This window comes from Streptomyces sp. NPDC093598 (assembly GCF_044764825.1).
GTDB lineage: Bacteria > Actinomycetota > Actinomycetes > Streptomycetales > Streptomycetaceae > Streptomyces.
On the sequence record NZ_JBIWIV010000009.1, the window covers coordinates 85,323 to 106,318 of the forward strand.

The following is a 20,996-nucleotide window of genomic DNA, read 5'->3' on the forward strand; positions in this document are numbered from 1 at the left end:
GCGATTTCCCCGACGCAAGAGGGGCGCGCCCCTCCTCTCGACGGATGACCTGAACCCGACTTGAGAATGATCCGCCGGGCCGGACGTGTGTTCTAGGCTCACGGATATGTCGTGGACACGGAAACCTCTGGCCGCGCTCGCGGTCTGTGTCCTCCTCCTGGCCGGATCCGCGGGCTGCGGTTCCGGTGACGCCCGGGAGGGCGTCGCGTCACCCGCGCCGGTGGGCAAGCTGCTGGAGGACCGGGACCCTGAGGGCCGGCCCTATCGCGAGGTCGAGCCGGAGGACGCTCCCGACGTCGGGATCGAGGTGCAGCCCGACGCGGCAGGCGGCTGGGACGTACGCCTGACCGTGCGGAACTTCCGCTTCTCACCGGCCGGCGCGGCAGCCCGGGCGGTGGCCGGACGCGGCCTCGCGCACCTCTACGTCGACGGCCGTCCCGTCGCCCGCCTCCGTGCCCCGGCGTACCGGCTGGACGCCCGCCTCGTACCGCGCGGCACGCACCGCGTCACGGCCCGCCTCTACGCCGACGACGCCACCGCCTGGGCGGTGGACGGCAAGCCCGTGGAGAGCACGGCCGACATCACCGCCTCGGAGCCCGGCCCGGGCGTGACGCCGGACACCTCCTCCCGGCGCAAGGCCCGGACGCAGGGGACGGACATCGGGGGGCGAGGTTCACCGGACCGCGCCGGAACGGCATCATGAAGCCCGTGCCCCACGCGACATCGCTCCGTCGTGCGCCCGTGCAACGGCGCAGTGCCGAACGCCTGACCAGGATCCTCGACGCCTGCGCCGACCTTCTGGACGAGGTCGGCTACGACGCCCTGAGCACCCGTGCCGTCGCCCAGCGGGCCTCGGTCCCGATCGGCTCGGTCTACCGCTTCTTCGGCAACAAGCGCCAGATGGTCGACGCCCTGGCCCAGCGCAACCTCGAGCGGTACTCCGTGCGCGTCACCCAGCGCCTTCAGGAGGCCGGTGAGGACGAGGGCTGGCGCACGGCCATGGACGCCGTGCTCGACGGATACCTGGAGATGAAGCGCACCGCGCCCGGCTTCTCCCTCGTCGACTTCGGCAACCAGATCCCGGTCGGCGCCCGCCACGCCGAACCCAACCACCGCGTCGCCGACCGCCTCACCGAACTCCTCTCCGGCTACCTCGACCGCGAGCCCGACGAGGATCTGCGCCGCGTCTTCCTCATCGCCGTCGAGACCGCAGACACCCTCGTGCACCTGGCGTTCCGGGTCGCACCGGAGGGCGACCAGCGGATCATCGACGAGGCCCGGGAGATGCTGCGCGCCTATCTCGCCCGGGCGCTCGACTGACCGGGTCCCGTCAGGGCCTCCCCGCCGTGCATACCGGTCGGTATGCTCGGGTGCGTCAGCGTCACCGCAGCCGCCGCCCCAGGAGGACCCGTGTCCCGCACCGCCCTGCGTATCTGTCCCCTGTGCGAGGCCACCTGCGGCCTGACCCTCACCATCGAGGGGACGCGCGTCACCCACGCCCGCGGTGACCGCGACGACGTGTTCAGCCGGGGGTTCATCTGCCCCAAGGGTGCCTCCTTCGGGGCCGTCGACTCCGACCCCGACCGGCTGCGCACGCCGCTCGTACGCCGGGACGGCGAGCTGCGCGAGGCCACCTGGGAGGAGGCCTTCGACGCGGTCGCCGCGGGTATCCGGCCGGTCGTGGAGCGCCACGGCCCGAATGCCGTCGGGGTCGTCCTCGGCAACCCCAACGTGCACACCATGGCCGGTGCCCTCTACCCGCCCGTCCTGCTCGCAGGGCTCGGCACCCGCAGCGTCTTCACCGCCTCCACGGTCGACCAGATGCCCAAGCACGTCTCCAGCGGACTCCTCTTCGGCGACGCGAACGCCATCCCCGTGCCCGACCTCGACCGCACCGACCATCTGCTCCTGATCGGCGCCAACCCGCTGGAGTCCAACGGCAGTCTGTGCACCGCCGCCGACTTCCCGGGCAAACTCAAGGCGCTCAAGGCCCGGGGCGGCACCCTCGTCGTGATCGACCCGCGGCGCACCCGCACGGCGAAGCTCGCCGACCGGCACATCGCCGTCCGGCCCGGCACCGACGCGCTGCTGCTGGCGGCGATGGCGCGGGTGCTCTTCGACGAAGGTCTCGTCGAGCCCACCCCGCACGTCCAGGGCGTCGAGGAACTGTCCATCGCCCTGCGGGAGTTCACCCCCGAGGCCGTCTCGGAGGCCTGTGACGTCGAGGCCGGCGCGATCCGCGCCCTCGCCCGCGAGCTGGCCGCCGCGCCGACCGCCGCCGTCTACGGCCGCATCGGCAGCTGCACCGTCCCGCACGGCACCCTGGCCAGCTGGCTCGTCGACGTGCTGAACATCCTCACCGGCAACCTCGACCGGCCCGGCGGCGCGCTCTTCCCGCAGGCCGCCACCGACAGGACCCCGCGCCCCGCCGGACCCGGCCGGGGCTTCGCCCTCGGGCGCTGGCACTCCCGGGTGAGCCGGCACCCCGAGGCGAAGGGCGAACTGCCCCTGTCGGCCCTCGCGGAGGAGATCGACACCGCCACCGACGAGGGCGAGCCGGTGCGCGCGCTGATCGCCGTCGCCGCCAACCCCGTGCTGTCCGCGCCCGACGGCGACCGGCTCGACAAGGCGCTCGACTCGCTCGACTTCATGGTCAGCGTCGACCCGTACCTCAACGAGACCTCGCGCCACGCCGACGTGGTCCTGCCCCCGCCCCCGCCCTCCCAGAGCCCGCACCACGACTTCGCCTTCAACACCCTCGCCGTCCGCAACCAGGTCCGCTACACCCGCCCGGCGGTCCCGCTGGAACCCGGCCGCATGGCGGAGACGGAGATCCTCGCCCGGCTGATCCTGGCCGTCACGGGCATGCACGGGGCCGACCCGGCGGCCGTCGACCGGATGGTCATCGACCAGACCCTCGGCAAGGCCGTGCGGGAACCGCACTCCCCGGTCCACGGCCGCGACCCCCGCGAGCTCGCCGCGCAGCTCACCGGCGACACCGGCCCCGAGCACCGGCTCGACATGATGCTGCGCCTCGGCCCCTACGGCGACGGCTTCGGCGCCCGGCCGGACGGGCTCGGCCTGGAGAAGCTGCTCGCGCACCCGCACGGCATCGACCTCGGCCCGCTCCGGCCCCGCCTGCCGCAGCCCCTGAAGACCCGCAGCGGCAAGGTGGAGCTGCTGCCCGGCCCGATCGCCGACGACCTGCCCCGTCTGCGCGCGGCGCTGGCCGAACGCCCCGAGGGGCTCGTCCTGGTCGGCCGCCGCCATCTGCGTTCGAACAACAGCTGGATGCACAACGTGCCCGCCCTCACCGGCGGCTCCAACCGCTGCACCCTTCAGATCCACCCCGAGGACGCCGAGCGGCTGGGCGTCGAGGAAGGTGCCGCCGTGCGCGTCAAGGGCGCCGGGGGAGAGGTCACCGCACCCGCCGAGGTCACGGACACGGTCCGCCGGGGCGTGGTGAGCCTGCCGCACGGCTGGGGCCACAACCGTCCCGGCACCCGCCTCAGGCACGCCTCCACGGACCCCGGCGTCAACGTCAACCAGCTCCTCGACGGCCGTCTGCTCGACCCGCTGTCGGGCAACGCGGTCCTCAACGGTGTGCCGGTCGAGGTGGCCCCCGAGACGGGCCCGGGAGACCCCTCCGTGACCGAAAAGCTCACCGCTCTGACCTGAGCAAAGCTGTGACCAGCAGTTTTGCGCTTATTGCTCGCACGTCAACGTCTTGTTAACGCTGCTTGAACGCACCTAACGTCTCGGACACCGCCGGCCCTGGTGGGATGTTCAAGGGCGAACGTTAGGTATCCACTCATGCTGACCATCCTCGGCTTCGCCATGATCGTGACCTTCCTGGTCCTGATCATGATGAAGAAGTTGTCGCCGATCGCGGCGCTCGTGCTGATTCCCGCGCTGTTCTGCGTGTTCGTCGGCAAGGGCGCCAAGCTCGGCGACTACGTCATCGACGGCGTGACCAGCCTCGCCCCCACCGCGGCGATGCTCATGTTCGCGATCGTCTACTTCGGTGTGATGATCGATGTCGGTCTCTTCGACCCGATCGTCCGCGGCATCCTCAAGTTCTGCAAAGCCGACCCGATGCGGATCGTCGTCGGCACCGCAGTGCTCGCCGCGATCGTGTCGCTGGACGGCGACGGCTCGACGACCTTCATGATCACCGTCTCGGCGATGTACCCGCTGTACAAGCGCCTGAAGATGAGCCTGGTCGTGATGACCGGTGTCGCCGCCATGGCCAACGGCGTGATGAACACCCTCCCGTGGGGCGGGCCGACCGCCCGCGCCGCGACCGCGCTGAAGCTCGACGCCAGCGACATCTTCGTCCCGATGATCCCGGCGCTCCTGGTCGGCCTGCTCTTCGTCTTCGTCCTCTCCTACGTGCTCGGTGTGCGCGAACGCCGGCGGCTGGGCGTGCTGACGCTGGACGAGGTGCTGGAGGAGGAGAAGGCGACCGAGACGGTCCTCGTCGGCTCCGGTGGCTCCGCCGACGGCAAGGCCTCGATGCGCAAGGGCGGCACGGCCGCGGCGGGTGTCACGGGTGGCGCGGGCTCCGGCACGGACGCTCCCGAGGGCGCCACGGGCTCCGCCGGCTCCGCGGACTCCGGGGACGACGACACCTTCCAGGGCCTCGACCCCAACCGCTCCACCCTGCGGCCCAAGCTCTACTGGTTCAACGCGCTGCTCACGGTCGGCCTGCTCACCGCCATGATCATGGAGTGGCTGCCGATCCCGGTGCTGTTCCTGCTCGGTGCCGCGCTCGTCCTCTCCGTGAACTTCCCGCACATCCCCGACCAGAAGGCCCGTCTGGCCGCCCACGCCGACAACGTCCTGAACGTCTCCGGCATGGTCTTCGCCGCCGCCGTCTTCACCGGCGTCCTCCAGGGCACCGGCATGGTCGACCACATGGCCAAGTGGATGGTGGACGTCATCCCCGGCAGCATGGGCCCGCACATGGCCCTCGTCACCGGCATCCTGAGCCTGCCGCTCACCTACTTCATGTCGAACGACGGCTTCTACTTCGGGGTCCTGCCCGTCCTCGCCGAGGCCGGTGCCGCGCACGGGGTCACCCCGCTGGAGATGGCCCGCGCCTCCCTCGTCGGCCAGCCGCTGCACATGTCCAGCCCGCTCGTCCCGGCCGTCTACGTCCTGGTCGGCATGGCCAAGGTGGAGTTCGGCGACCACACCAGGTTCGTCGTGAAGTGGGCCGCCCTGACCTGCCTGGTCATCCTCGGCGCGGGCATGCTGTTCGGGATCATCTGAGCCACTTCATGGAGGACGTCATCGTGAGGCCCGGCAGGAACCGCGGCTGGCTGCTCCGCCTCGTCATCGCCTTCGGCTTCGCGCAGGGGGCGGTGTCGATGGCGCGGCCCGCCGTCTCCTACCGGGCCCTGGCGCTGGGCGCGGACGAGCGTGCGGTCGGTGTGATCGCCGGTGTGTACGCGCTGCTGCCCCTGTTCGCCGCCGTTCCCTTGGGACGCCGCACCGACCACGGCCGCTGCGCGCCCCTGTTGCCGGTCGGCGTGGTCCTCATTTCGGGCGGCTGCGCCCTCAGCGGCGTCGCCGGCTCCCTGTGGACGATGGCCCTGTGGAGCGGGGTGATGGGACTCGGACACCTGTGCTTCGTCATCGGATCCCAGTCCCTCGTCGCCCGTCAGTCCGCGCCGCACGAGCAGGACCGCAACTTCGGCCACTTCACGATCGGCGCCGCCCTCGGCCAGCTGGTCGGCCCGGTCGCCGCGGGCGCGCTGATCGGCGGCGCGGACATGGCCGGCAGCAGCGCGCTCGCCCTCATCGTGGCGGGCGCGACCGCGGCGGTCGCGTTCACCTCACTGTGGCGCATCGAGCATCGCCGTACGGCGGCCGAGTCCCGGCCGGACAAGAGCCACCGGGTCCCCATCCGGGGCATCCTGCGCACCCGGGGGGTGCCGGCGGGCATCTTCGTCAGCCTCGCCGTGCTGTCCGCGACCGACATCCTGACCGCCTACCTGCCGGTGGTCGGCGAGCACCGGGGCATCGCGCCGTCCGTGATCGGCATCCTGCTCAGTCTGCGCGCGGCGGCGACGATCGCCTGCCGCCTGGTGCTGACGCCCCTGCTGCGGCTGCTCGGCCGGACCCTGCTGCTGTCGCTCACCTGTCTGCTGGCGGCCCTGCTGTGCGCGGGCATCGCACTGCCGGTGCCGGTGTGGGCGCTCGGACTGCTGCTGGTCGCGCTGGGCTTCTGCCTCGGGGTCGGTCAGCCGCTGTCCATGACGACGGTCGTCCAGGCCGCCCCCGACGACGCCCGCTCCACGGCCCTGGCCCTGCGCCTGACCGGCAACCGGCTCGGCCAGGTGGCCGCGCCCGCCGGGGCCGGGCTGATCGCCGGAGTCGCGGGGGTGGCGGCGCCGTTCGTGATGCTCGGGGTGCTGTTGCTGCTGTCCTCCGGGGTCGCCGTACGGTCGCCGGGGGAGCCGAGGGAGCCGAGGGAATCGGGCGAGCCCCCCCGGCCGCGGGTCCGGCTGCGCCGGAAGAGCGATATCTGACGCGTCGCAGGGCGCAGTTGCCGCTCTTTCGACGGTCATGTGACAGAGAGTCAGGTGACGAGGTGTTTGTATGAAAATCATCTGACTTGGAGGCATGTTCATGCCCGTCGTACCCCCCGCGTGCCGTGCCGGCACCCGCACCGCCGTCCTCGCCGCTCTCACCCTCGCAGGGACCACCCTGAGCGCGGTGCCCGCTGTCGCCGCTCCGGGGGACAACGGGGACGTCAAGATCCACGCCCGCGAGACGGCCGCCACCGATCGCCGCAACGATCCGAAGGTCTGCGACTTCTACCTCGCCGCGTTCGACTTCGAGGGAGGCGAGACGGTCAACTGGACCATCCAGACCCTGCCCGAGGTGCCGGCCGAGAGCGGCTCCGTCACCCTCGACGCGGCGGGCGCGGGCCGCTCCCCGCTCATCGACCTGCCCAACGGGCAGTACAAGCTGACGTGGCTCACCGACCGGGCTCATGGCGCGGGCAAGTTCAAGGTGTTCCAGGTCGACTGCCCGGCCTCCAAGGCCACGCCCACCGTGATCACCCCCAACGGCGGCCCACCGGCGGGTGGCGGCGGCATCGCCCGTGCCGAGGCCTTCACGCCGGTCACCGGCGCGGCCGCCGTCGGGCTGGCCGCCGTCGCGGGGACGGTCTGGTTCCGGCTCCGTCGCCGCCCCGATGGCGCCGCGTAGGCCGCGTTCCACGGGTCGCCCCGCCCGGGTGGGGCAGGGCGGGGGTGCGCTCGGGCCTGACGCCGAGTCGATGCGGCGCAGGGGTGGTGCCGGGCCCGGCGCCGCCTCGGGGGTGCGGCGTGGGGCTGGTTCCGGTTCTGCCGATGCGCCGCCGGGGCGGCGTGGGGGCGGTGCCGGGGCTCCTGCGGTTCCGGTGGGCCGACGGGGGGCTCCCGCCGGCCCGGGGACCCGGCGCGGGGGCGGGGCCGGTTCCGCCCGCGTGCCGGCAGGGCGCGGGCGTGCGGCCGGGGCCGCCCCCGCGGTGGTCCGGCGTGGCTCCGGATCCGGTCACGGCGCCGTCCCGCCAGGGCGGTACCCCGCGTCCGCCGGTGTCCCCGGGCCGTGGCCCCGACGGTCCCGCAGGCCCTGGTACCGGACGCGTGCCTACCGGCTGACGCGGACGATCGTGGTGACCGTCTCGCTGCTGGTGGTGGTCGGTCTCGGCTGGGACCGGGGCGAAGAGCCCGGCGCGACGGTCACGGCCCCGCCGCCGGACTTCGCCGAGGCCGCCCATCCGGCCGGTTCCGGCAGGGGCACGGGCGAGCTGCCGGGTGCCCCCGGCGCGGGCGAGGCCGCTCCGCCGGGAGACTCCGGCGCCGGCAAGGCTGCCCCACCGGGTGCCCCGGGCGGGGGCGAGGCTGCTCCGTCGGGAGTCCCCGGCGCGGGTAAGGCTGTCCCACCGGGCGCCCCCGGCGCGGGCAGGGCGGCTCCGCCGGATGCCCCTGGCGCGGGTAGGGCTGTCCCGCCGGGTGCCCCCGGCGCCGGCAAGGCTGCCCCACCGGCTGCCCCACCCGGAGCCTCCGCCGCCAGCACCGCTGCCCCGCCCGCCGCCACCGCCGCCCCCCGACCAGGCCCTCGCACCGACACACCCCGGGCGCCCGCGTCCCCCACACCGGCGGCCCACGCCCCGGGCCCCCGCACCCCCCGGCCCTCCGCCCCCGGGCCCCGCAAGGACGGCCCCGCCCCGCACGCCGACCGGCCCGCAGCCGCCGTGCCACGCCCCGCGCCCAAGCACGCCGCCCCTGACCCCCTCGCCCGGAAGCCCCACGCACCGGCCGGCCCCCGCCCCCTGCCCCGCTCCCGGGCCACCCGTCTCCTCATCCCGTACCTCCGCCTCGACGCCCCGGTCATGGACCTCGGCCTCGACCGCGACCGGCGCCTCACCGCGCCCCCGGACGACGATCCCAAGCTCGTCGGCTGGTACCGGCACGGCGCCTCGCCCGGGGAGCAGGGCACCGCCGTGGCCGTCGGGCATCTGGACACGGACAGCGGGCCCGCCGTCTTCGCGGGGCTGACCGAGCTGAAACGGGGCCGCGTCATCAAGGCCCGCCGCGCCGACGGACGGATCGCCGTCTACACGGTCGACAAGATCAAGTCGTACGAGAAGGCGGACTTCCCGAGCAAGGAGGTGTACGGCGCCCGAGGCCGCCCCGAACTGCGCCTGATCACCTGCGGCGGCAGCTACGACCGCCGGAAGGGCTACTCCGGGAACGTGGTCGTCTTCGCCCACCTCACCGGCATCCGCTGACCCGGGCCGGACCCGCCCCGACGGCCGGATCCGGCCGTCCGCCTTCTCACCAGATGGACCGAGGCCCCCGATCCTGCCCGGTGTCTTCCCCAGGCCGCACACATTCCGTTAACTTCCGTGACCCACAGCCCCGTACGACCCGCACGGGGCTTCCGACCGCGGAGCACCAGCGCCCTGATGACCCCTCGGGGGCCCCTCATGACACGCGCCATTTCCCTGCACGACGTGAGCAAGGCCTACACGCGGGGCGTCCGCGTGGTGGACCGGCTGTCGCTGGACATCGCGCCCGGCGAGTTCCTCGTGCTGCTCGGCCCGTCCGGCTGCGGCAAGTCGACCGTACTCAGAATGATCGCCGGGCTGGAGGAGATCGACGAGGGCCGGCTGCTGCTCGACGGCGAGTACGCCAACGACCTCCCGCCGTCCGGCCGGGACATGGCGATGGTCTTCCAGAACTTCGCCCTCTACCCGAACATGACCAGCCGCGCCAACATCGGCTTCCCGCTGCGGATCGAGGACCCGGGCGCGGACCCGCGCCCCCGCGTCGACGCCACCGCCCGCATGCTCGGCATCGAGGACCTCCTCGACCGCCTCCCCGCCCAGCTCTCCGGCGGCGAACGCCAGCGGGTCGCGATGGGCCGGGCCATCGCCCGCCACCCCTCCGCCTTCCTCATGGACGAGCCGCTGTCCAACCTCGACGCCAAGCTCCGCACCCATCTGCGCGCCGAGATCTCCCGGCTCACCCAGGAGCTGGGCGTCACCACGATCTACGTCACCCACGACCAGGCCGAGGCCATGTCGCTCGGCGACCGGGTCGCCGTGCTGCGCGGCGGTGTGCTCCAGCAGATCGACAGTCCCCGTGTCGTCTACGCGCTGCCCAGCAACGTCTTCGTCGCCGCCTTCATCGGCACCCCGCGCATCAACCTGCTGCGCGGCCTGGTGCGCGCCCCGCTCGACGGGGCGATGACCATCAGCCTGGGCAAGCAGTTCCTGCGCCTGCCCGAGCCGCTCTCCCTCGACCACCAGCTGCTGCGCGTCCAGCAGGGCCGTGAGGTCATCGTCGGCCTGCGCTCGGAGGCCGTACGGATCGCCAAGCACAGCGCGGCCCGCCCCGGCGAGGTGCCGATCACCGGCCTGGTCGAGCACGTGGAGTTCCAGGGGCACGAGATCCTGGTCCACTTCAACACCGGCTCCAGCCCCGCCGTCGTCCCCGAACTGGAGGCCCCGCGCCCCCGCCCCGGCCGCCCCGCCCGGCGGCGCCGGCGCGACGGCTCGGTCCTCACGAGGCTCCGGGAGCGGACCGGGGCCGGGCGGGCCGGACCCGTGGTCACCCTGGAAGGCCCCGAGGACGCCCGGAACACCGCGACCGCCGAACCGCGCCTGCCCGGGGACCTCATCGTCCGCACCACCCCCGACCTGGCCCTGCGCCACGGCATGCAGGTGCCGCTCCTCGTCGACCTCGCCCACCTCTTCGTCTTCGACCAGAACGGCGACCGCATCTGCCCGCACCCGGCGCGCCTGCCCGACCTGGGGGAGTGAGGAGCCGCACACCCGGGCGTGGCCCGCACCGTGCTGTGATGGCCCCGGCATCCGGGGCGACACCCCGGGACGTCTGGCGCCAAAAAACTATCGCCGCTAGTTTATGTGTCGGACGACGACGCCCCGCCCCGGAGGAAGCGCGATGAAGGCACACGACGGCATGTACATCCAGGGCGCCTGGCGCCCCGCCGCCGGCCAGGACGTGATCGAGGTCGTGAACCCGGTCGACGAGCAGGTCATCGGCACGGTACCCGCGGGCACCGCCGAGGACGTCGACAACGCCGTACGGGCCGCCCGCGCCGCCCTGCCGGAGTGGGCCGCGACTCCGCCCGCCGAGCGCGCGGCCCGGCTGGCCGCCCTGCGGGACGTGCTCGTGAGCCGCGCGGAGGAGATCGCCGAGACCGTCACGGCCGAACTCGGCTCGCCGCTGAAGTTCTCGCAGGCCGTCCACGCGGGCGTGCCGATCGCGGTCGCGGGCTCGTACGCCGAGCTGGCGGCGGCGTACTCCTTCGAGGAGAAGACGGGCAACTCGGTCGTGCACCACGAGCCGGTCGGCGTCGTCGCCGCCATCACGCCCTGGAACTACCCGCTGCACCAGATCGTCGCCAAGGTCGCCCCGGCCCTCGCGGCGGGCTGCACGATCGTGGTGAAGCCCGCCGAGGACACCCCGCTGGTGGCCCGGCTCTTCGCCGACGCGGTGCACGAGGCCGGGCTCCCGCCGGGCGTCTTCAACCTGGTCACCGGTCTCGGCCCGGTCGCCGGCCAGGCCCTCGCCGAGCACCCCGGGGTCGACCTAATCTCCTTCACCGGCTCCACCGCCGTAGGCCGGCAGCTCGCAGCGATCGCCGCCGGACAGGTCAAGAAGGTCGCCCTCGAACTGGGCGGCAAGTCCGCCAACGTCATCCTCCCGACCGCCGACCTGGCCAAGGCGGTCAACGTCGGTGTCGCCAACGTCATGTCCAACTCCGGGCAGACGTGCAGCGCCTGGACGCGGATGCTGGTCCACCGCGACCAGTACGACGAGGCGGTCGGGCTGGCCGCGGCCGCCGCCGCCAAGTACGGCGACCGCATCGGGCCGGTCGTCAACGCCAAGCAGCAGGCCCGGGTGCGCGGCTACATCGAGAAGGGCGTCGCGGAAGGCGCCCGCCTGGTCGCAGGCGGACCCGAAGCCCCGCGCGAGACCGGCTACTTCGTCAGCCCGACCGTCTTCGCCGACGTCACCGAGGACATGACCGTCGCCCAGGAGGAGATCTTCGGCCCGGTCCTGTCGATCCTGAGGTACGAGGACGAGGAGGACGCCCTGCGCATCGCCAACGGCACGGTGTACGGCCTGGCCGGTGCCGTCTGGGCCGGTGACGAGGCCGAGGCGGTGGCCTTCGCGCGCCGGATGGAGACCGGCCAGGTCGACATCAACGGCGGCCGCTTCAACCCCCTGGCCCCCTTCGGCGGCTACAAGCAGTCGGGCGTGGGCCGCGAACTCGGCGTGCACGGCCTGGCCGAGTACCTCCAGACCAAGTCCCTCCAGTTCTAGTCAGGGGAGTCCCTTCCGTCATGGCCGTCCGCGCCGCCGTCCTGCCCGCCGTCGGCTCCCCGCTGGAGATCACCGGCATCGAACTGCCCGACCCCGGACCCGGCCAGGTCCGCGTCCGGCTCGCCGCCGCCGGGGTCTGCCACTCCGACCTGTCCCTGTCCGACGGCACCATGCGCGTGCCCGTCCCCGCCGTCCTCGGCCACGAGGGCGCCGGCACGGTGGTCGCCGTCGGTGAGGGCGTCACCCATGTCGCGCCCGGCGACGGGGTCGTCCTCAACTGGGCCCCGTCCTGCGGCGCCTGCCACGCCTGCTCGCTCGGCGAGGTGTGGCTGTGCGCCAACGCCCTGGGCGGCGCCGCCGACGTCTACGCCCGCACCACCGGGGGCACCGACCTCCACCCCGGCCTGAACGTCGCCGCGTTCGCCGAGGAGACGGTCGTCTCCACGTCCTGCGTCCTGCCCGTCCCGGACGGCGTCCCGCTCACCGACGCGGCCCTCCTCGGCTGCGCGGTCCTCACCGGCTACGGCGCCGTCCACCACTCGGCCCGTGTCCGGCAGGGCGAGACGGTCGCGGTGTTCGGCGTCGGGGGAGTGGGCCTCGCCGCCCTCCAGGCGGCCCGGATCGCGGGCGCCTCGAAGATCGTCGCGGTGGACGTGTCCGCCGAGAAGGAGGAGCTGGCCCGGGCGGCCGGAGCCACCGACTACCTCGTCGCCGCCGACACCACCGCCCGCGAGATCCGGGGCCTCACCGGCAAGCAGGGCGTCGACGTCGCCGTGGAGTGCGCCGGGCGCGCGGTCAGCATCCGCACGGCCTGGGACTCCACCCGGCGCGGCGGCCGCACCACGGTCGTCGGCATCGGCGGCAAGGACCAGCAGGTCACCTTCAACGCCCTGGAGATCTTCCACTGGGGCCGCACCCTCTCCGGCTGCGTCTACGGCAACTCCGACCCTGCGCAGGACCTCCCCGTCCTGGCCGAACACATCCGGGCCGGCCGCCTCGATCTGAGCGCGCTGGTGACGGAACGCATCTCCCTGGACGGCATCCCGGCGGCCTTCGAGAACATGCTGGCGGGCAAGGGCGGCCGGTCGCTGGTCGTCTTCTAGCCCGACACACCGGCGCCCCGGCCTCCCCGCGAGGCCGGGGCCCTCGGCGTGCCCGGACCGCGGTCGATGCCAAGTACAGGCAAAAGTCCTGGTGCGCGACCCGTTGACGCACATACCGTCCGGTCAGTACGTTCCCCGGAACCCGCGCCACCCCCCCGTTCCGTCCCCGTACTCCCCCGGAGCGTGCACCACATGGACACGGCACCTTCCGCCCAGCCCGTCGCGACCACGCCCGCCGTCGGCAACCGCCGCCGAGTGGCCACCGCCGCGGCACTCGCCTCGGCCGTCGAGTGGTACGACTACTTCGTCTTCGGCATCGCCGCCGCCCTCGTGCTCGGCGACCTCTACTTCCCCGCCGGCAACGCCACGGCAGGCGTGCTCGCCTCGTTCGCGACCTTCGCCGTCGGCTTCCTCGCCCGCCCCATCGGCGGCATCGTCGCCGGCCACCTCGGCGACAAGCGCGGCCGCAAGCCGATGCTGGTCCTCGCCCTCACCCTGATGGGCGTGGCCACCACCGGCATCGGCCTGCTGCCGACCTACGACACGATCGGTGTGGCCGCCCCGATCCTGCTCGTGCTCCTGCGCGTGGTGCAGGGCGTCGCGGTCGGCGCCCAGTGGGGCGGCGCGATGCTCCTGGCCACCGAGTACGCCCCGGAGGGCAAGCGCGGTGTCTACGGCAGCGTCGTCCAGCTCGGCGTCCCCATCGGCGTGGTGACCGCCAACACCGTCTTCCTGCTGGCCGGCGCGCTCACCAGCGACTCGGCGTTCGCGGCCTGGGGCTGGCGCGTGCCGTTCCTGATCGGCCTGCTGGTGCTCGGCCTCGCCTGGTACATCCACACCCGCGTCGAGGAGACCCCGGCGTTCCGGGAGGCCGAGCGGGCGCTCGCGGAGAAGGAGAAGTCCGAGCAGAGCTCGCCGCTGCGCACCATCCTGCGCGGCCACCTGGGCACGGTGTTCCTGGCCGGCGGCTCCTTCGCCGTGAACACCGCCACCTTCTACATCCTCATCACCGGCGTCCTCGACTACACGACCCGCGAGCTGGACATGGAGAAGGGCGCGGTGCTCACCGTCTCGCTCTGCGTCAGCCTCACCCAGCTCGTGCTGATCCCGGCCGCCGCCGCGCTCTCCGACCGTGTCGGCCGCATCCGGATCTACGCCGTCGGCGCGATCGGCATCGCGCTGTGGGCCGTACCGCTCTTCCTGCTGATCGACACGGGCTCGCTGTTGTGGCTCGCGGTCGGCACGTTCGTCGCCAGCTGCTTCCTGAGCATCATGTACGGCCCCCAGGCCGCCCTGTTCGCCGAGCTGTTCACGCCCGAGATGCGCTACACCGGCGCCTCCCTCGGCTACCAGATCGCGGCCGTCGCGGGCGGCGGGCTCGCCCCGTTCATGATGGTGCTGCTGCTGGAGGCGACGGGCACGTCGATGGCCGTGTCCGGGTACATCGTCGCGCTCTCGGTGATCGCCCTGGTGTCGATCAAGATCCTGGCGGACCGGGCGCGTACGGCGGAAGCGAAGACGGAGCCGGAGGCGGAGACGAGGGCCGAGTCAGCGGGCTGAGTCCCGGGCATCCTCGGGCCGTGGCTCCGGAACCGCTCCCGGAGCCACGGCCCGGGCCGCCGCCCGCGACCGCGACACCGCCACACCCGCCAGGCACAGCGCACCGCCCAGCAGCGTCAGCAGCCCCGGCACCTCGCCGAGGAACAGCCAGGACATCAGGACCACCAGCGCGGGCGCCGCGTACGTCGTCGCGCCCATCCGGCTCGCGGTCGTCCGGGACAGGGCGTACGCCCACGTCGTGAAGGCGAGGGCGGTCGGGAAGACGCCCAGGTAGAGCATGTTGAGCGTCGCGGAGGGCGGGGCGTCACCGGCCTCGTGGAGGAGCTGCCCCGCGAACGGCAGACACAGCACGGCGCCGACCAGGCACCCGAACGTCGTCACCTGCAACGGGCTCGCCGTGCCCAGCGCCGGCTTCTGCGCCACGACACCACCGGCGTAGGCGATCGCGGCCAGCAGGCACAGCACCACCCCGAGCACCGAGGAACCGCCCTCGCCCGACATCGAGAGCCCCACCGTCACGGCACCGGCGAACGACACGGCCATCCCCGCCAGCAGGCGCGGCGGCATGGGGTCGCCGAGCAGCCGGGAACCCAGCAGCGCGATGAGGATCGGCCCGGTGTTCACGACCAGGGCGGCCGTCCCCGCGTCCACCTGCTGTTCGCCCCAGTTGAGGGCGACCATGTAGAAGCCGAACCACAGCAGTCCCGATATCGCGATCCCGCGCCAGGCCGAGCGCGGCGGCAGTCCCTCCCGCCGCAGCAGGCAGATCACCCCCAGCGTCAGCACTCCGGCCAGCAGCCGCCCGAGCGCCAGCGCCCCCGGCGAGTACGCGTCACCGGCGCTGCGGATCGAGACGAAGGCGGACGCCCACAGCACGACAGTGACCGCGGCCGCACCGGCGGCCAGCAGCTCCGCCCGGCGGGCGGGACGGGACGGGGAGGTGTTCGACATCATGCTCCTGAGGCTAGGTCCGGGAGGGACCCGGAAGCTCGCGGATTTCGGACGGGGCTACCGCAACGTCGCCGCCTCCACCCCCAGCAGGCCGGACAGGGCGCGTTCACCTGCCGCCGTCACCTTCACGGCCTGTTCGGAGCCGATGCGCACGCACCAACCCGACTCCAGGGCGTGCCGGCACAGGGCCGCGCCGGCGACTCCCGCCAGATGCGGACGGCGTTCGGTCCAGTCGAGACAGCCGCGGGCCAGGGGACGCCGGCCGCGCCGTTCGAGGCCGATGCCGGCCGACGCGAACCACTCCAGTCCCGCGTCGGTGAGCGCGAACCCCGTCTTCTGCTCCAGCAGCCCGCGCGCGGTCAGCGCGTCGGTGACCGCGATGCCGAGCCGCCCGGCGAGATGGTCGTAGCAGGTGCGGCCCCGGGCCATCGCCGAGCCGGCGCTCGACTCCCGCAGGTTGCGTGGCCGCACGGCCGTGCCCGGCGCGACCTGGGCCGCCAGGTCCTCCACCAGCTGGGCGACGCGGGCGTCGGCCAGCCGGACGTAGCGGTGCCGGCCCTGCCGTTCCTCGGCGAGCAGTCCGCCCGCCACGAGCTTGCCCAGGTGCTCGCTCAGCGTCGACGCCGCGACCCCCGCGTGCCGCGCCAGCTCGCTCGCGGTCCAGGCCCGCCCGTCGAGCAGCGCCAGCAGGCACGCGGCCCGGGTCTCGTCCGCGAACAGCGCGGCGAGCCGTGCCAGGGCCGTGGCCCGCGGGTCCCTCGTCGTCATTCCCCCAGCATGGAACACGGACGGTTCGGCCGTCGCCGAAGGGTCGTCACGCCGTGCGCCGCACCTGCTCGTACTGCCGCGCCAGTCCGTCCAGGAGGGCTGTCAGCCCGGTCTCGAAGGCGCGCTCGTCGATCTTCTCCTGCTGCTCGGCGAGGAGGTGGGCCTGCTGGAGGTGGGGGTAGTCGGCGGGGTCGTAGGCGCTCGCGTCGTCCACGAAGCCGCCGGCGAAGGAGCCGAGCGCGGAGCCCATCACGAAATACCGCATCAGCGCGCCGATGGACGTGGCCTGCGCCGGCGGCCAGCCCGCGGCGACCATCGCGCCGTAGACGGCGTCCGCGAGGCGCAGTCCGGCCGGGCGGCGGCCGGGGCCGCGGGCCAGCACCGGGACGATGTTCGGGTGGTCGCGCAGCGCGGCCCGGTAGGAGACGGCCCAGTCGTGCAGCGCGGTCCGCCAGTCCCGGCCGTCCTGGAACATCGCCAGGTCCACCTGGCCGCTCACCGAGTCGGCTACCGCCTCCAGGATCTCGTCCTTGGTGCGGAAGTGGTTGTACAGCGAGGGCCCGCTGACCCCCAGTTCGGCGGCGAGCCGCCGCGTGGAGACGGCGGCGAGGCCCTCCGCGTCCACGAGCGCGCGGGCCGTCTCGACGATCCGGTCGGTGCTGAGCAAGGGCTTGCGCGGTCGGGCCATGGCGCACATAGTAGGGCTGCGCACAGAAACTAGCAGTGCTAATTAAAATGTACGGCTTACGGCTTTTCAGTGGGGTGACCTGTGGTGAATCTGGAGCTCAGCGAGGAGCAGAGCGCGGTCCGGCAGCTCGCGCGGGACTTCGTGGAGCGTGAGATCACCCCGCACGTCGTCGCCTGGGACCGTGCCGAGGAGGTCGACCGCGGGATCGTCAAGAAGCTCGGCGAGGTCGGCTTCCTGGGCCTGACGGTCGACGAGGAGTACGGCGGCTCCGGCGGTGACCACCTCGCGTACTGCCTGGTCACGGAGGAACTGGGCCGGGGCGACTCGTCCGTGCGCGGCATCGTCTCCGTCTCCCTCGGGCTCGTCGCCAAGACCGTCGCCGCCTGGGGGAGCGAGGAGCAGAAGCGGCGCTGGCTGCCGGGGCTGACCTCCGGCGCGTCGGTCGGCTGCTTCGGCCTGACCGAGCCGGGCACGGGCTCGGACGCGGGCAACCTGGCGACCCGGGCGGTACGGGACGGCGACGACTACGTGATCAACGGCAGCAAGATGTTCATCACCAACGGCACCTGGGCCGATGTCGTCCTGCTCTTCGCCCGCTCCACGGACGCCCCGGGCCACAAGGGCGTCTCGGCCTTCCTCGTCCCCACCGGCACCCCCGGCCTGACCCGCCGCACCGTCCACGGAAAGCTCGGGCTGCGTGGCCAGGCCACCGCCGAACTCGCCCTTCAGGACGTGCGCGTACCGGCCTCCGCGCTGCTCGGGGAGGAGGGCAAGGGCTTCTCGATCGCCATGTCGGCTCTGGCCAAGGGCCGGATGTCGGTCGCCGCGGGCTGCGTCGGCATAGCCCAGGCCGCCCTCGACGCCGCCGTGCGGTACGCGGGGGAGCGTGAGCAGTTCGGCAGGACCATCGCCCACCACCAGCTCGTCCAGGAGCTGCTCAGTGACATCGCCCTGGACGTCGACGCCGCCCGGCTGCTGACCTGGCGGGTCGCCGACCTGATCGACCGGGGGCGGCCGTTCGCCGTCGAGTCGTCCAAGGCCAAGCTGTTCGCGTCGGAGGCGGCCGTCCGCGCCGCGAACAACGCGCTTCAAGTCTTCGGCGGCTACGGCTACATCGACGAGTACCCCGCGGGCAAGCTGCTGCGCGACGCCCGCGTGATGACCCTCTACGAGGGCACGAGCCAGATCCAGAAGCTGGTCATCGGGCGGGCGCTGACGGGGGTTTCGGCGTTCTGAGTACGTGCCTGAGTACTTCGGCGGATGTGGCGCGGGCCACGTCCGCCGATGCTTTCCCCCATGAGTGACACACCGGGCAAGCAGCAGAACACGGCCGCCTTCTACGGCCAGGCCGTCGCCTCCTTCGCCGTCGCCATGGCGGCCACCGCCATCGGCATCTACCAGCTGAGCGCCGACGCCTGGGTGCGGGCCTTCCTCGCCATCGCCGTTCTGTACCTGGTCACCTCCTCCTTCACCCTGGCCAAGGTGATCCGGGACCGGCAGGAGGGGGCGGCCCCCTCGTACACCCCCTTCGAGAAGCACTGAGCGGCCACACTAAGCGCTCGCTCACCTTCGGCGGTATGGTGTTCCTCCTGCCAGTGGAGAGGGGCGAGTGATGAGTACGGCGGAGGAGACGGCCGGCGGCGAGGCGCAGGCGTGGGGCGAGGTCACGCCCGACGCGGCGCGGCGGCTGCTGGTCGCCGCGGTGGAGGCCTTCGCCGAGCGTGGCTACCACGCCACGACGACCCGTGACATCGCGGGCCGCGCCGGCATGAGCCCGGCCGCGCTCTACATCCACTACAAGACCAAGGAAGAGCTGCTGCACCGCATCAGCAGGATCGGGCACGAGAAGGCCCTGGAGATCCTGCGGACGGCGTCCCGGCGCGAGGGCAGCCCCACCGAGCGGCTCGCCGACGCGGTGAGCTCCTTCGTGCGCTGGCACGCGGGCGGCCGTACCACCGCGCGGGTCGTGCAGTACGAACTCGACTCGCTCGGGCCCGACGCCCGCGCCGAGATCCTCGCGCTGCGCCGCAAGGTCGACGGCGAGGTGCGCGGGATCATCGAGGAGGGCGCGCGGTCGGGCGAGTTCGAGGTCCTCGACGTGCACGGCACGACGCTGGCCGTGCTGTCCCTGTGCATCGACGTGGCGCGGTGGTTCAACGTCGACGGGCCCCGGACGCCGGAGGAGGTCGGCGCGCTGTACGCCGACCTCGTGCTGCGGATGGTCGGGGCCCGGACCCCAGGGGCCTGAGCGGGCCGCGCCTCAGAAGTAGTAGCGCGCCACGGACTCGGCGACGCAGACCGGCTTGTCGCCGCCCTCGCGCTCCACGCTGAAGGCGACGGCCACCTGGACGCCGCCGGGCACCTCGTCGACCGCGCTGATCGCCGCGGTGGCGCGCAGACGGGAGCCGACGGGGACCGGGGCGGGGAAACGGACCTTGTTCGTGCCGTAGTTGACGCCCATCTTCACGCCCTCGACGGCGATCAGCTGCGGTCCGAAGAGGGGCAGCAGCGACAGGGTCAGATAGCCGTGCGCGATGGTGGTGCCGAAGGGGCCCGCGGCGGCCTTCTCCGCGTCGACGTGAATCCACTGGTGGTCGCCGGTGGCCTCCGCGAAGAGGTCGATCCGCTTCTGGTCGATGTCGAGCCAGTCCGTGTACCCCAGTTGTTCGCCCACCGCCGACTTCAGGTCGTCGACGGACGTGAAGATCCTCGGCTCTGCCATGTCTTCCAGGCCTCTCGTGTGCAGGGGTTCTGCGCGCAGAATTCTCTAAGCGACTGCTTAGCATGGTCGGCTGTAGGGGCTCTGTCAACGGACTCGGTAGGGTTCGAGGGGTGCCTCAGATTCCAGAGAAGATCCATGAGCTCACGGTCGGCCAGCTCGCGGCGCGGAGCGGCGCCGCCGTTTCCGCCCTGCACTTCTATGAGTCCAAGGGCCTGATCAGCAGTCGCCGGACCTCGGGCAACCAGCGCCGCTACTCCCGTGACACGCTGCGCCGGGTCGCCTTCATCCGGGCCGCGCAGCGCGTCGGCATCCCCCTGGCGACGATCCGCGACGCGCTCGCGGAACTGCCCGAGGAGCGCACGCCCACCCGCGAGGACTGGGCGCACCTGTCCGAAGCGTGGCGCACCGAACTGGAGGAGCGCATCAAGCAGCTGAATCGCCTGCGGGATCACCTCACCGACTGCATCGGCTGCGGCTGCCTCTCCCTCGACACCTGCGTCCTGTCCAACCCGGACGACGTCTTCGGCGAACGCCTCACGGGATCCCGCCTGATGGTCGACCGGGGCGGTCGCGGGTAGCCGCTGCCCGGCCCGCCCCGTACTCCGTCAGCCCGGCCGCGACCAGTTGCGCGTTCGACCCCGCCCGTTCCCCGCCCGGCAGGACCAGGACGTCCTCCAGCCCGACCCGCGTGGCCAGGCCCAGCCGGCCCGCGAGGCGCAGGACCGGCCAGGCGCCCCCGTCCTCGCCGTGCAGCAGCACCGGGCGTCCGTGCGCGGCCCCGATGCCGGACAGCAGCGCCCGCGCGCAGGAGACGGCGCCCAGCGGGTCCGTGTGCGTCACCTCCGCCAGGACCCTCAGCACCTTCGGCCCGAGCGGTGAGGCCGCGAACCGCTCCGCCCCGTCCGTCCCCGACCAGATGCCGGCCTCCACCCCCACCCCGAGCTCCATGAGCAGGGAGGCCGTCTCCTCCGCACCCGGCTCATGCCAGTTGACCGAGGCGTGGTCGGGCAGCACCGTCCACTCGCGTATCCGCTCCAGCCGGGCGGCGGGGTCGGGCTCGGCCCACGCGCCCGTGGTCACACCGACCGGCACCGGCACCCGCGCCCGGATCGCCGCCAGCGTCGGCGCGAGCACCCGCGGCGACAACGTGTCCCGCCCGCAGGGCGTCTTGGGATGGACATGGATGTCCGTCGCCCCGGCGGCGACGGCCTCGGCGGCCGAGTCGGCCATCGCCTCGGGTGTCAGCGGCACGGCCGCACCGTCAGCGGCCGTCCGCGAACCGTTCAGGCACACCTGCATCATGCCGTCGATGGTGCCAGTCACCACCGACAGTGGGGGTGCGGCATCCC

The 20,996-nt window shown here is 73.1% G+C and carries 20 protein-coding genes; 15 read left to right on the top strand and 5 right to left on the bottom strand.

The window, feature by feature from the left end; translation table 11 throughout:
- Positions 1 to 106 precede the first annotated feature (106 nt).
- The 11 genes from ACIRDU_RS24910 (at position 107) to ACIRDU_RS24960 (ending at position 14,518) form a co-directional block, all read left to right on the top strand.
- Entirely contained in the window at positions 107 to 703 is a 597-nt protein-coding gene (locus tag ACIRDU_RS24910; protein WP_403582826.1) for a hypothetical protein, read from the top strand.
- Positions 700 to 1,320, top strand: a complete 621-nt coding sequence (locus ACIRDU_RS24915) for a TetR family transcriptional regulator (protein WP_403582828.1) — start codon at positions 700 to 702, stop codon at positions 1,318 to 1,320. The genes ACIRDU_RS24910 and ACIRDU_RS24915 overlap by 4 nt, the downstream gene beginning before the upstream one ends.
- Before the next feature lie 90 nt (positions 1,321 to 1,410).
- On the top strand, positions 1,411 to 3,678 hold the full coding sequence (locus tag ACIRDU_RS24920) for a molybdopterin oxidoreductase family protein (RefSeq protein ID WP_403582832.1): 2,268 nt from the start codon (positions 1,411 to 1,413) through the stop codon (positions 3,676 to 3,678).
- Between the two features lie 99 nt (positions 3,679 to 3,777).
- Complete coding sequence (locus ACIRDU_RS24925; protein WP_403582833.1) at positions 3,778 to 5,274, top strand: CitMHS family transporter; 1,497 nt, start codon at positions 3,778 to 3,780, stop codon at positions 5,272 to 5,274.
- Between the two features lie 23 nt (positions 5,275 to 5,297).
- On the top strand, positions 5,298 to 6,536 hold the full coding sequence (locus ACIRDU_RS24930) for an MFS transporter (protein ID WP_403582836.1): 1,239 nt from the start codon (positions 5,298 to 5,300) through the stop codon (positions 6,534 to 6,536).
- Positions 6,537 to 6,630: 94 nt separating this feature from the next.
- Positions 6,631 to 7,221 carry a hypothetical protein gene (locus ACIRDU_RS24935; RefSeq protein WP_403582838.1) on the top strand — a complete coding sequence of 197 codons (591 nt, stop codon included), beginning with the start codon at positions 6,631 to 6,633 and terminating at the stop codon, positions 7,219 to 7,221.
- Positions 7,222 to 7,669: 448 nt separating this feature from the next.
- Positions 7,670 to 8,788, top strand: coding sequence for a class F sortase (locus ACIRDU_RS24940; RefSeq protein ID WP_403582841.1), 1,119 nt, complete (start codon positions 7,670 to 7,672; stop codon positions 8,786 to 8,788).
- 198 nt (positions 8,789 to 8,986) lie between these two features.
- On the top strand, positions 8,987 to 10,324 hold the full coding sequence (locus ACIRDU_RS24945) for an ABC transporter ATP-binding protein (RefSeq protein ID WP_403582843.1): 1,338 nt from the start codon (positions 8,987 to 8,989) through the stop codon (positions 10,322 to 10,324).
- Between the two features lie 142 nt (positions 10,325 to 10,466).
- Positions 10,467 to 11,855: an aldehyde dehydrogenase family protein gene (locus tag ACIRDU_RS24950; RefSeq protein WP_403582845.1), complete on the top strand. Its 1,389-nt coding sequence runs from the start codon at positions 10,467 to 10,469 to the stop codon at positions 11,853 to 11,855.
- 20 nt (positions 11,856 to 11,875) lie between these two features.
- Positions 11,876 to 12,958, top strand: coding sequence for a Zn-dependent alcohol dehydrogenase (locus ACIRDU_RS24955; protein ID WP_403582847.1), 1,083 nt, complete (start codon positions 11,876 to 11,878; stop codon positions 12,956 to 12,958).
- 192 nt (positions 12,959 to 13,150) lie between these two features.
- Entirely contained in the window at positions 13,151 to 14,518 is a 1,368-nt protein-coding gene (locus ACIRDU_RS24960; protein ID WP_403582849.1) for an MFS transporter, read from the top strand.
- Here the strand turns inward: ACIRDU_RS24960 and ACIRDU_RS24965 are convergent.
- The 3 genes from ACIRDU_RS24965 to ACIRDU_RS24975 are packed head-to-tail and all read right to left on the bottom strand — an operon-like array spanning position 14,507 to position 16,934.
- Entirely contained in the window at positions 14,507 to 15,469 is a 963-nt protein-coding gene (locus ACIRDU_RS24965) for a DMT family transporter (protein ID WP_403583221.1), read from the bottom strand. The genes ACIRDU_RS24960 and ACIRDU_RS24965 overlap by 12 nt on opposite strands.
- A 57-nt stretch (positions 15,470 to 15,526) precedes the next feature.
- Positions 15,527 to 16,237, bottom strand: a complete 711-nt coding sequence (locus ACIRDU_RS24970; RefSeq protein WP_403582852.1) for an ArsR/SmtB family transcription factor — start codon at positions 16,235 to 16,237, stop codon at positions 15,527 to 15,529.
- 46 nt (positions 16,238 to 16,283) lie between these two features.
- The gene (locus ACIRDU_RS24975) at positions 16,284 to 16,934 is read right to left on the bottom strand and encodes a TetR/AcrR family transcriptional regulator (protein ID WP_403583224.1); all 651 of its coding nucleotides are present in this window, start codon (positions 16,932 to 16,934) and stop codon (positions 16,284 to 16,286) included.
- A gap of 75 nt (positions 16,935 to 17,009) precedes the next feature.
- On the opposite strand from ACIRDU_RS24975, the gene ACIRDU_RS24980 reads away from it, so the two are divergent.
- The 3 genes from ACIRDU_RS24980 to ACIRDU_RS24990 all read left to right on the top strand — a co-directional run bounded on the left by ACIRDU_RS24980 (position 17,010) and on the right by ACIRDU_RS24990 (position 19,173).
- Entirely contained in the window at positions 17,010 to 18,161 is a 1,152-nt protein-coding gene (locus ACIRDU_RS24980) for an acyl-CoA dehydrogenase family protein (protein ID WP_403582855.1), read from the top strand.
- 60 nt (positions 18,162 to 18,221) lie between these two features.
- Complete coding sequence (locus ACIRDU_RS24985) at positions 18,222 to 18,467, top strand: YiaA/YiaB family inner membrane protein (protein WP_403582857.1); 246 nt, start codon at positions 18,222 to 18,224, stop codon at positions 18,465 to 18,467.
- A 70-nt stretch (positions 18,468 to 18,537) separates the two neighbouring features.
- Positions 18,538 to 19,173, top strand: a complete 636-nt coding sequence (locus ACIRDU_RS24990; protein ID WP_403582860.1) for a TetR/AcrR family transcriptional regulator — start codon at positions 18,538 to 18,540, stop codon at positions 19,171 to 19,173.
- Between the two features lie 12 nt (positions 19,174 to 19,185).
- Here ACIRDU_RS24990 and ACIRDU_RS24995 read toward each other — a convergent pair whose 3' ends face one another.
- Positions 19,186 to 19,647 carry a MaoC family dehydratase gene (locus ACIRDU_RS24995; protein ID WP_385653964.1) on the bottom strand — a complete coding sequence of 154 codons (462 nt, stop codon included), beginning with the start codon at positions 19,645 to 19,647 and terminating at the stop codon, positions 19,186 to 19,188.
- 110 nt (positions 19,648 to 19,757) lie between these two features.
- Here ACIRDU_RS24995 and soxR point away from each other — a divergent pair, with 110 nt between their 5' ends.
- Positions 19,758 to 20,225, top strand: a complete 468-nt coding sequence (gene soxR, locus ACIRDU_RS25000; protein ID WP_403582866.1) for a redox-sensitive transcriptional activator SoxR — start codon at positions 19,758 to 19,760, stop codon at positions 20,223 to 20,225.
- Here the strand turns inward: soxR and ACIRDU_RS25005 are convergent.
- Complete coding sequence (locus ACIRDU_RS25005; RefSeq protein WP_403583228.1) at positions 20,182 to 20,949, bottom strand: 3-keto-5-aminohexanoate cleavage protein; 768 nt, start codon at positions 20,947 to 20,949, stop codon at positions 20,182 to 20,184. The genes soxR and ACIRDU_RS25005 overlap by 44 nt on opposite strands.
- Positions 20,950 to 20,996 lie beyond the last annotated feature (47 nt).

Bases quoted from the DNA above. Each gene is read 5' to 3' on its own strand.
- ACIRDU_RS24910 (WP_403582826.1), top strand. From the start codon at position 107: ATGTCGTGGACACGGAAACCTCTGGCCGCGCTCGCGGTCTGTGTCCTC.
- ACIRDU_RS24915 (WP_403582828.1), top strand. From the start codon at position 700: ATGAAGCCCGTGCCCCACGCGACATCGCTCCGTCGTGCGCCCGTGCAA.
- ACIRDU_RS24935 (WP_403582838.1), top strand. From the start codon at position 6,631: ATGTTCATGCCCGTCGTACCCCCCGCGTGCCGTGCCGGCACCCGCACC.
- ACIRDU_RS24945 (WP_403582843.1), top strand. From the start codon at position 8,987: ATGACACGCGCCATTTCCCTGCACGACGTGAGCAAGGCCTACACGCGG.
- ACIRDU_RS24950 (WP_403582845.1), top strand. From the start codon at position 10,467: ATGAAGGCACACGACGGCATGTACATCCAGGGCGCCTGGCGCCCCGCC.
- ACIRDU_RS24955 (WP_403582847.1), top strand. From the start codon at position 11,876: ATGGCCGTCCGCGCCGCCGTCCTGCCCGCCGTCGGCTCCCCGCTGGAG.
- ACIRDU_RS24960 (WP_403582849.1), top strand. From the start codon at position 13,151: ATGGACACGGCACCTTCCGCCCAGCCCGTCGCGACCACGCCCGCCGTC.
- ACIRDU_RS24965 (WP_403583221.1), bottom strand. From the start codon at position 15,469: ATGTCGAACACCTCCCCGTCCCGTCCCGCCCGCCGGGCGGAGCTGCTG.
- ACIRDU_RS24970 (WP_403582852.1), bottom strand. From the start codon at position 16,237: ATGACGACGAGGGACCCGCGGGCCACGGCCCTGGCACGGCTCGCCGCG.
- ACIRDU_RS24975 (WP_403583224.1), bottom strand. From the start codon at position 16,934: ATGTGCGCCATGGCCCGACCGCGCAAGCCCTTGCTCAGCACCGACCGG.
- ACIRDU_RS24985 (WP_403582857.1), top strand. From the start codon at position 18,222: ATGAGTGACACACCGGGCAAGCAGCAGAACACGGCCGCCTTCTACGGC.
- ACIRDU_RS24990 (WP_403582860.1), top strand. From the start codon at position 18,538: ATGAGTACGGCGGAGGAGACGGCCGGCGGCGAGGCGCAGGCGTGGGGC.
- ACIRDU_RS24995 (WP_385653964.1), bottom strand. From the start codon at position 19,647: ATGGCAGAGCCGAGGATCTTCACGTCCGTCGACGACCTGAAGTCGGCG.
- ACIRDU_RS25005 (WP_403583228.1), bottom strand. From the start codon at position 20,949: ATGATGCAGGTGTGCCTGAACGGTTCGCGGACGGCCGCTGACGGTGCG.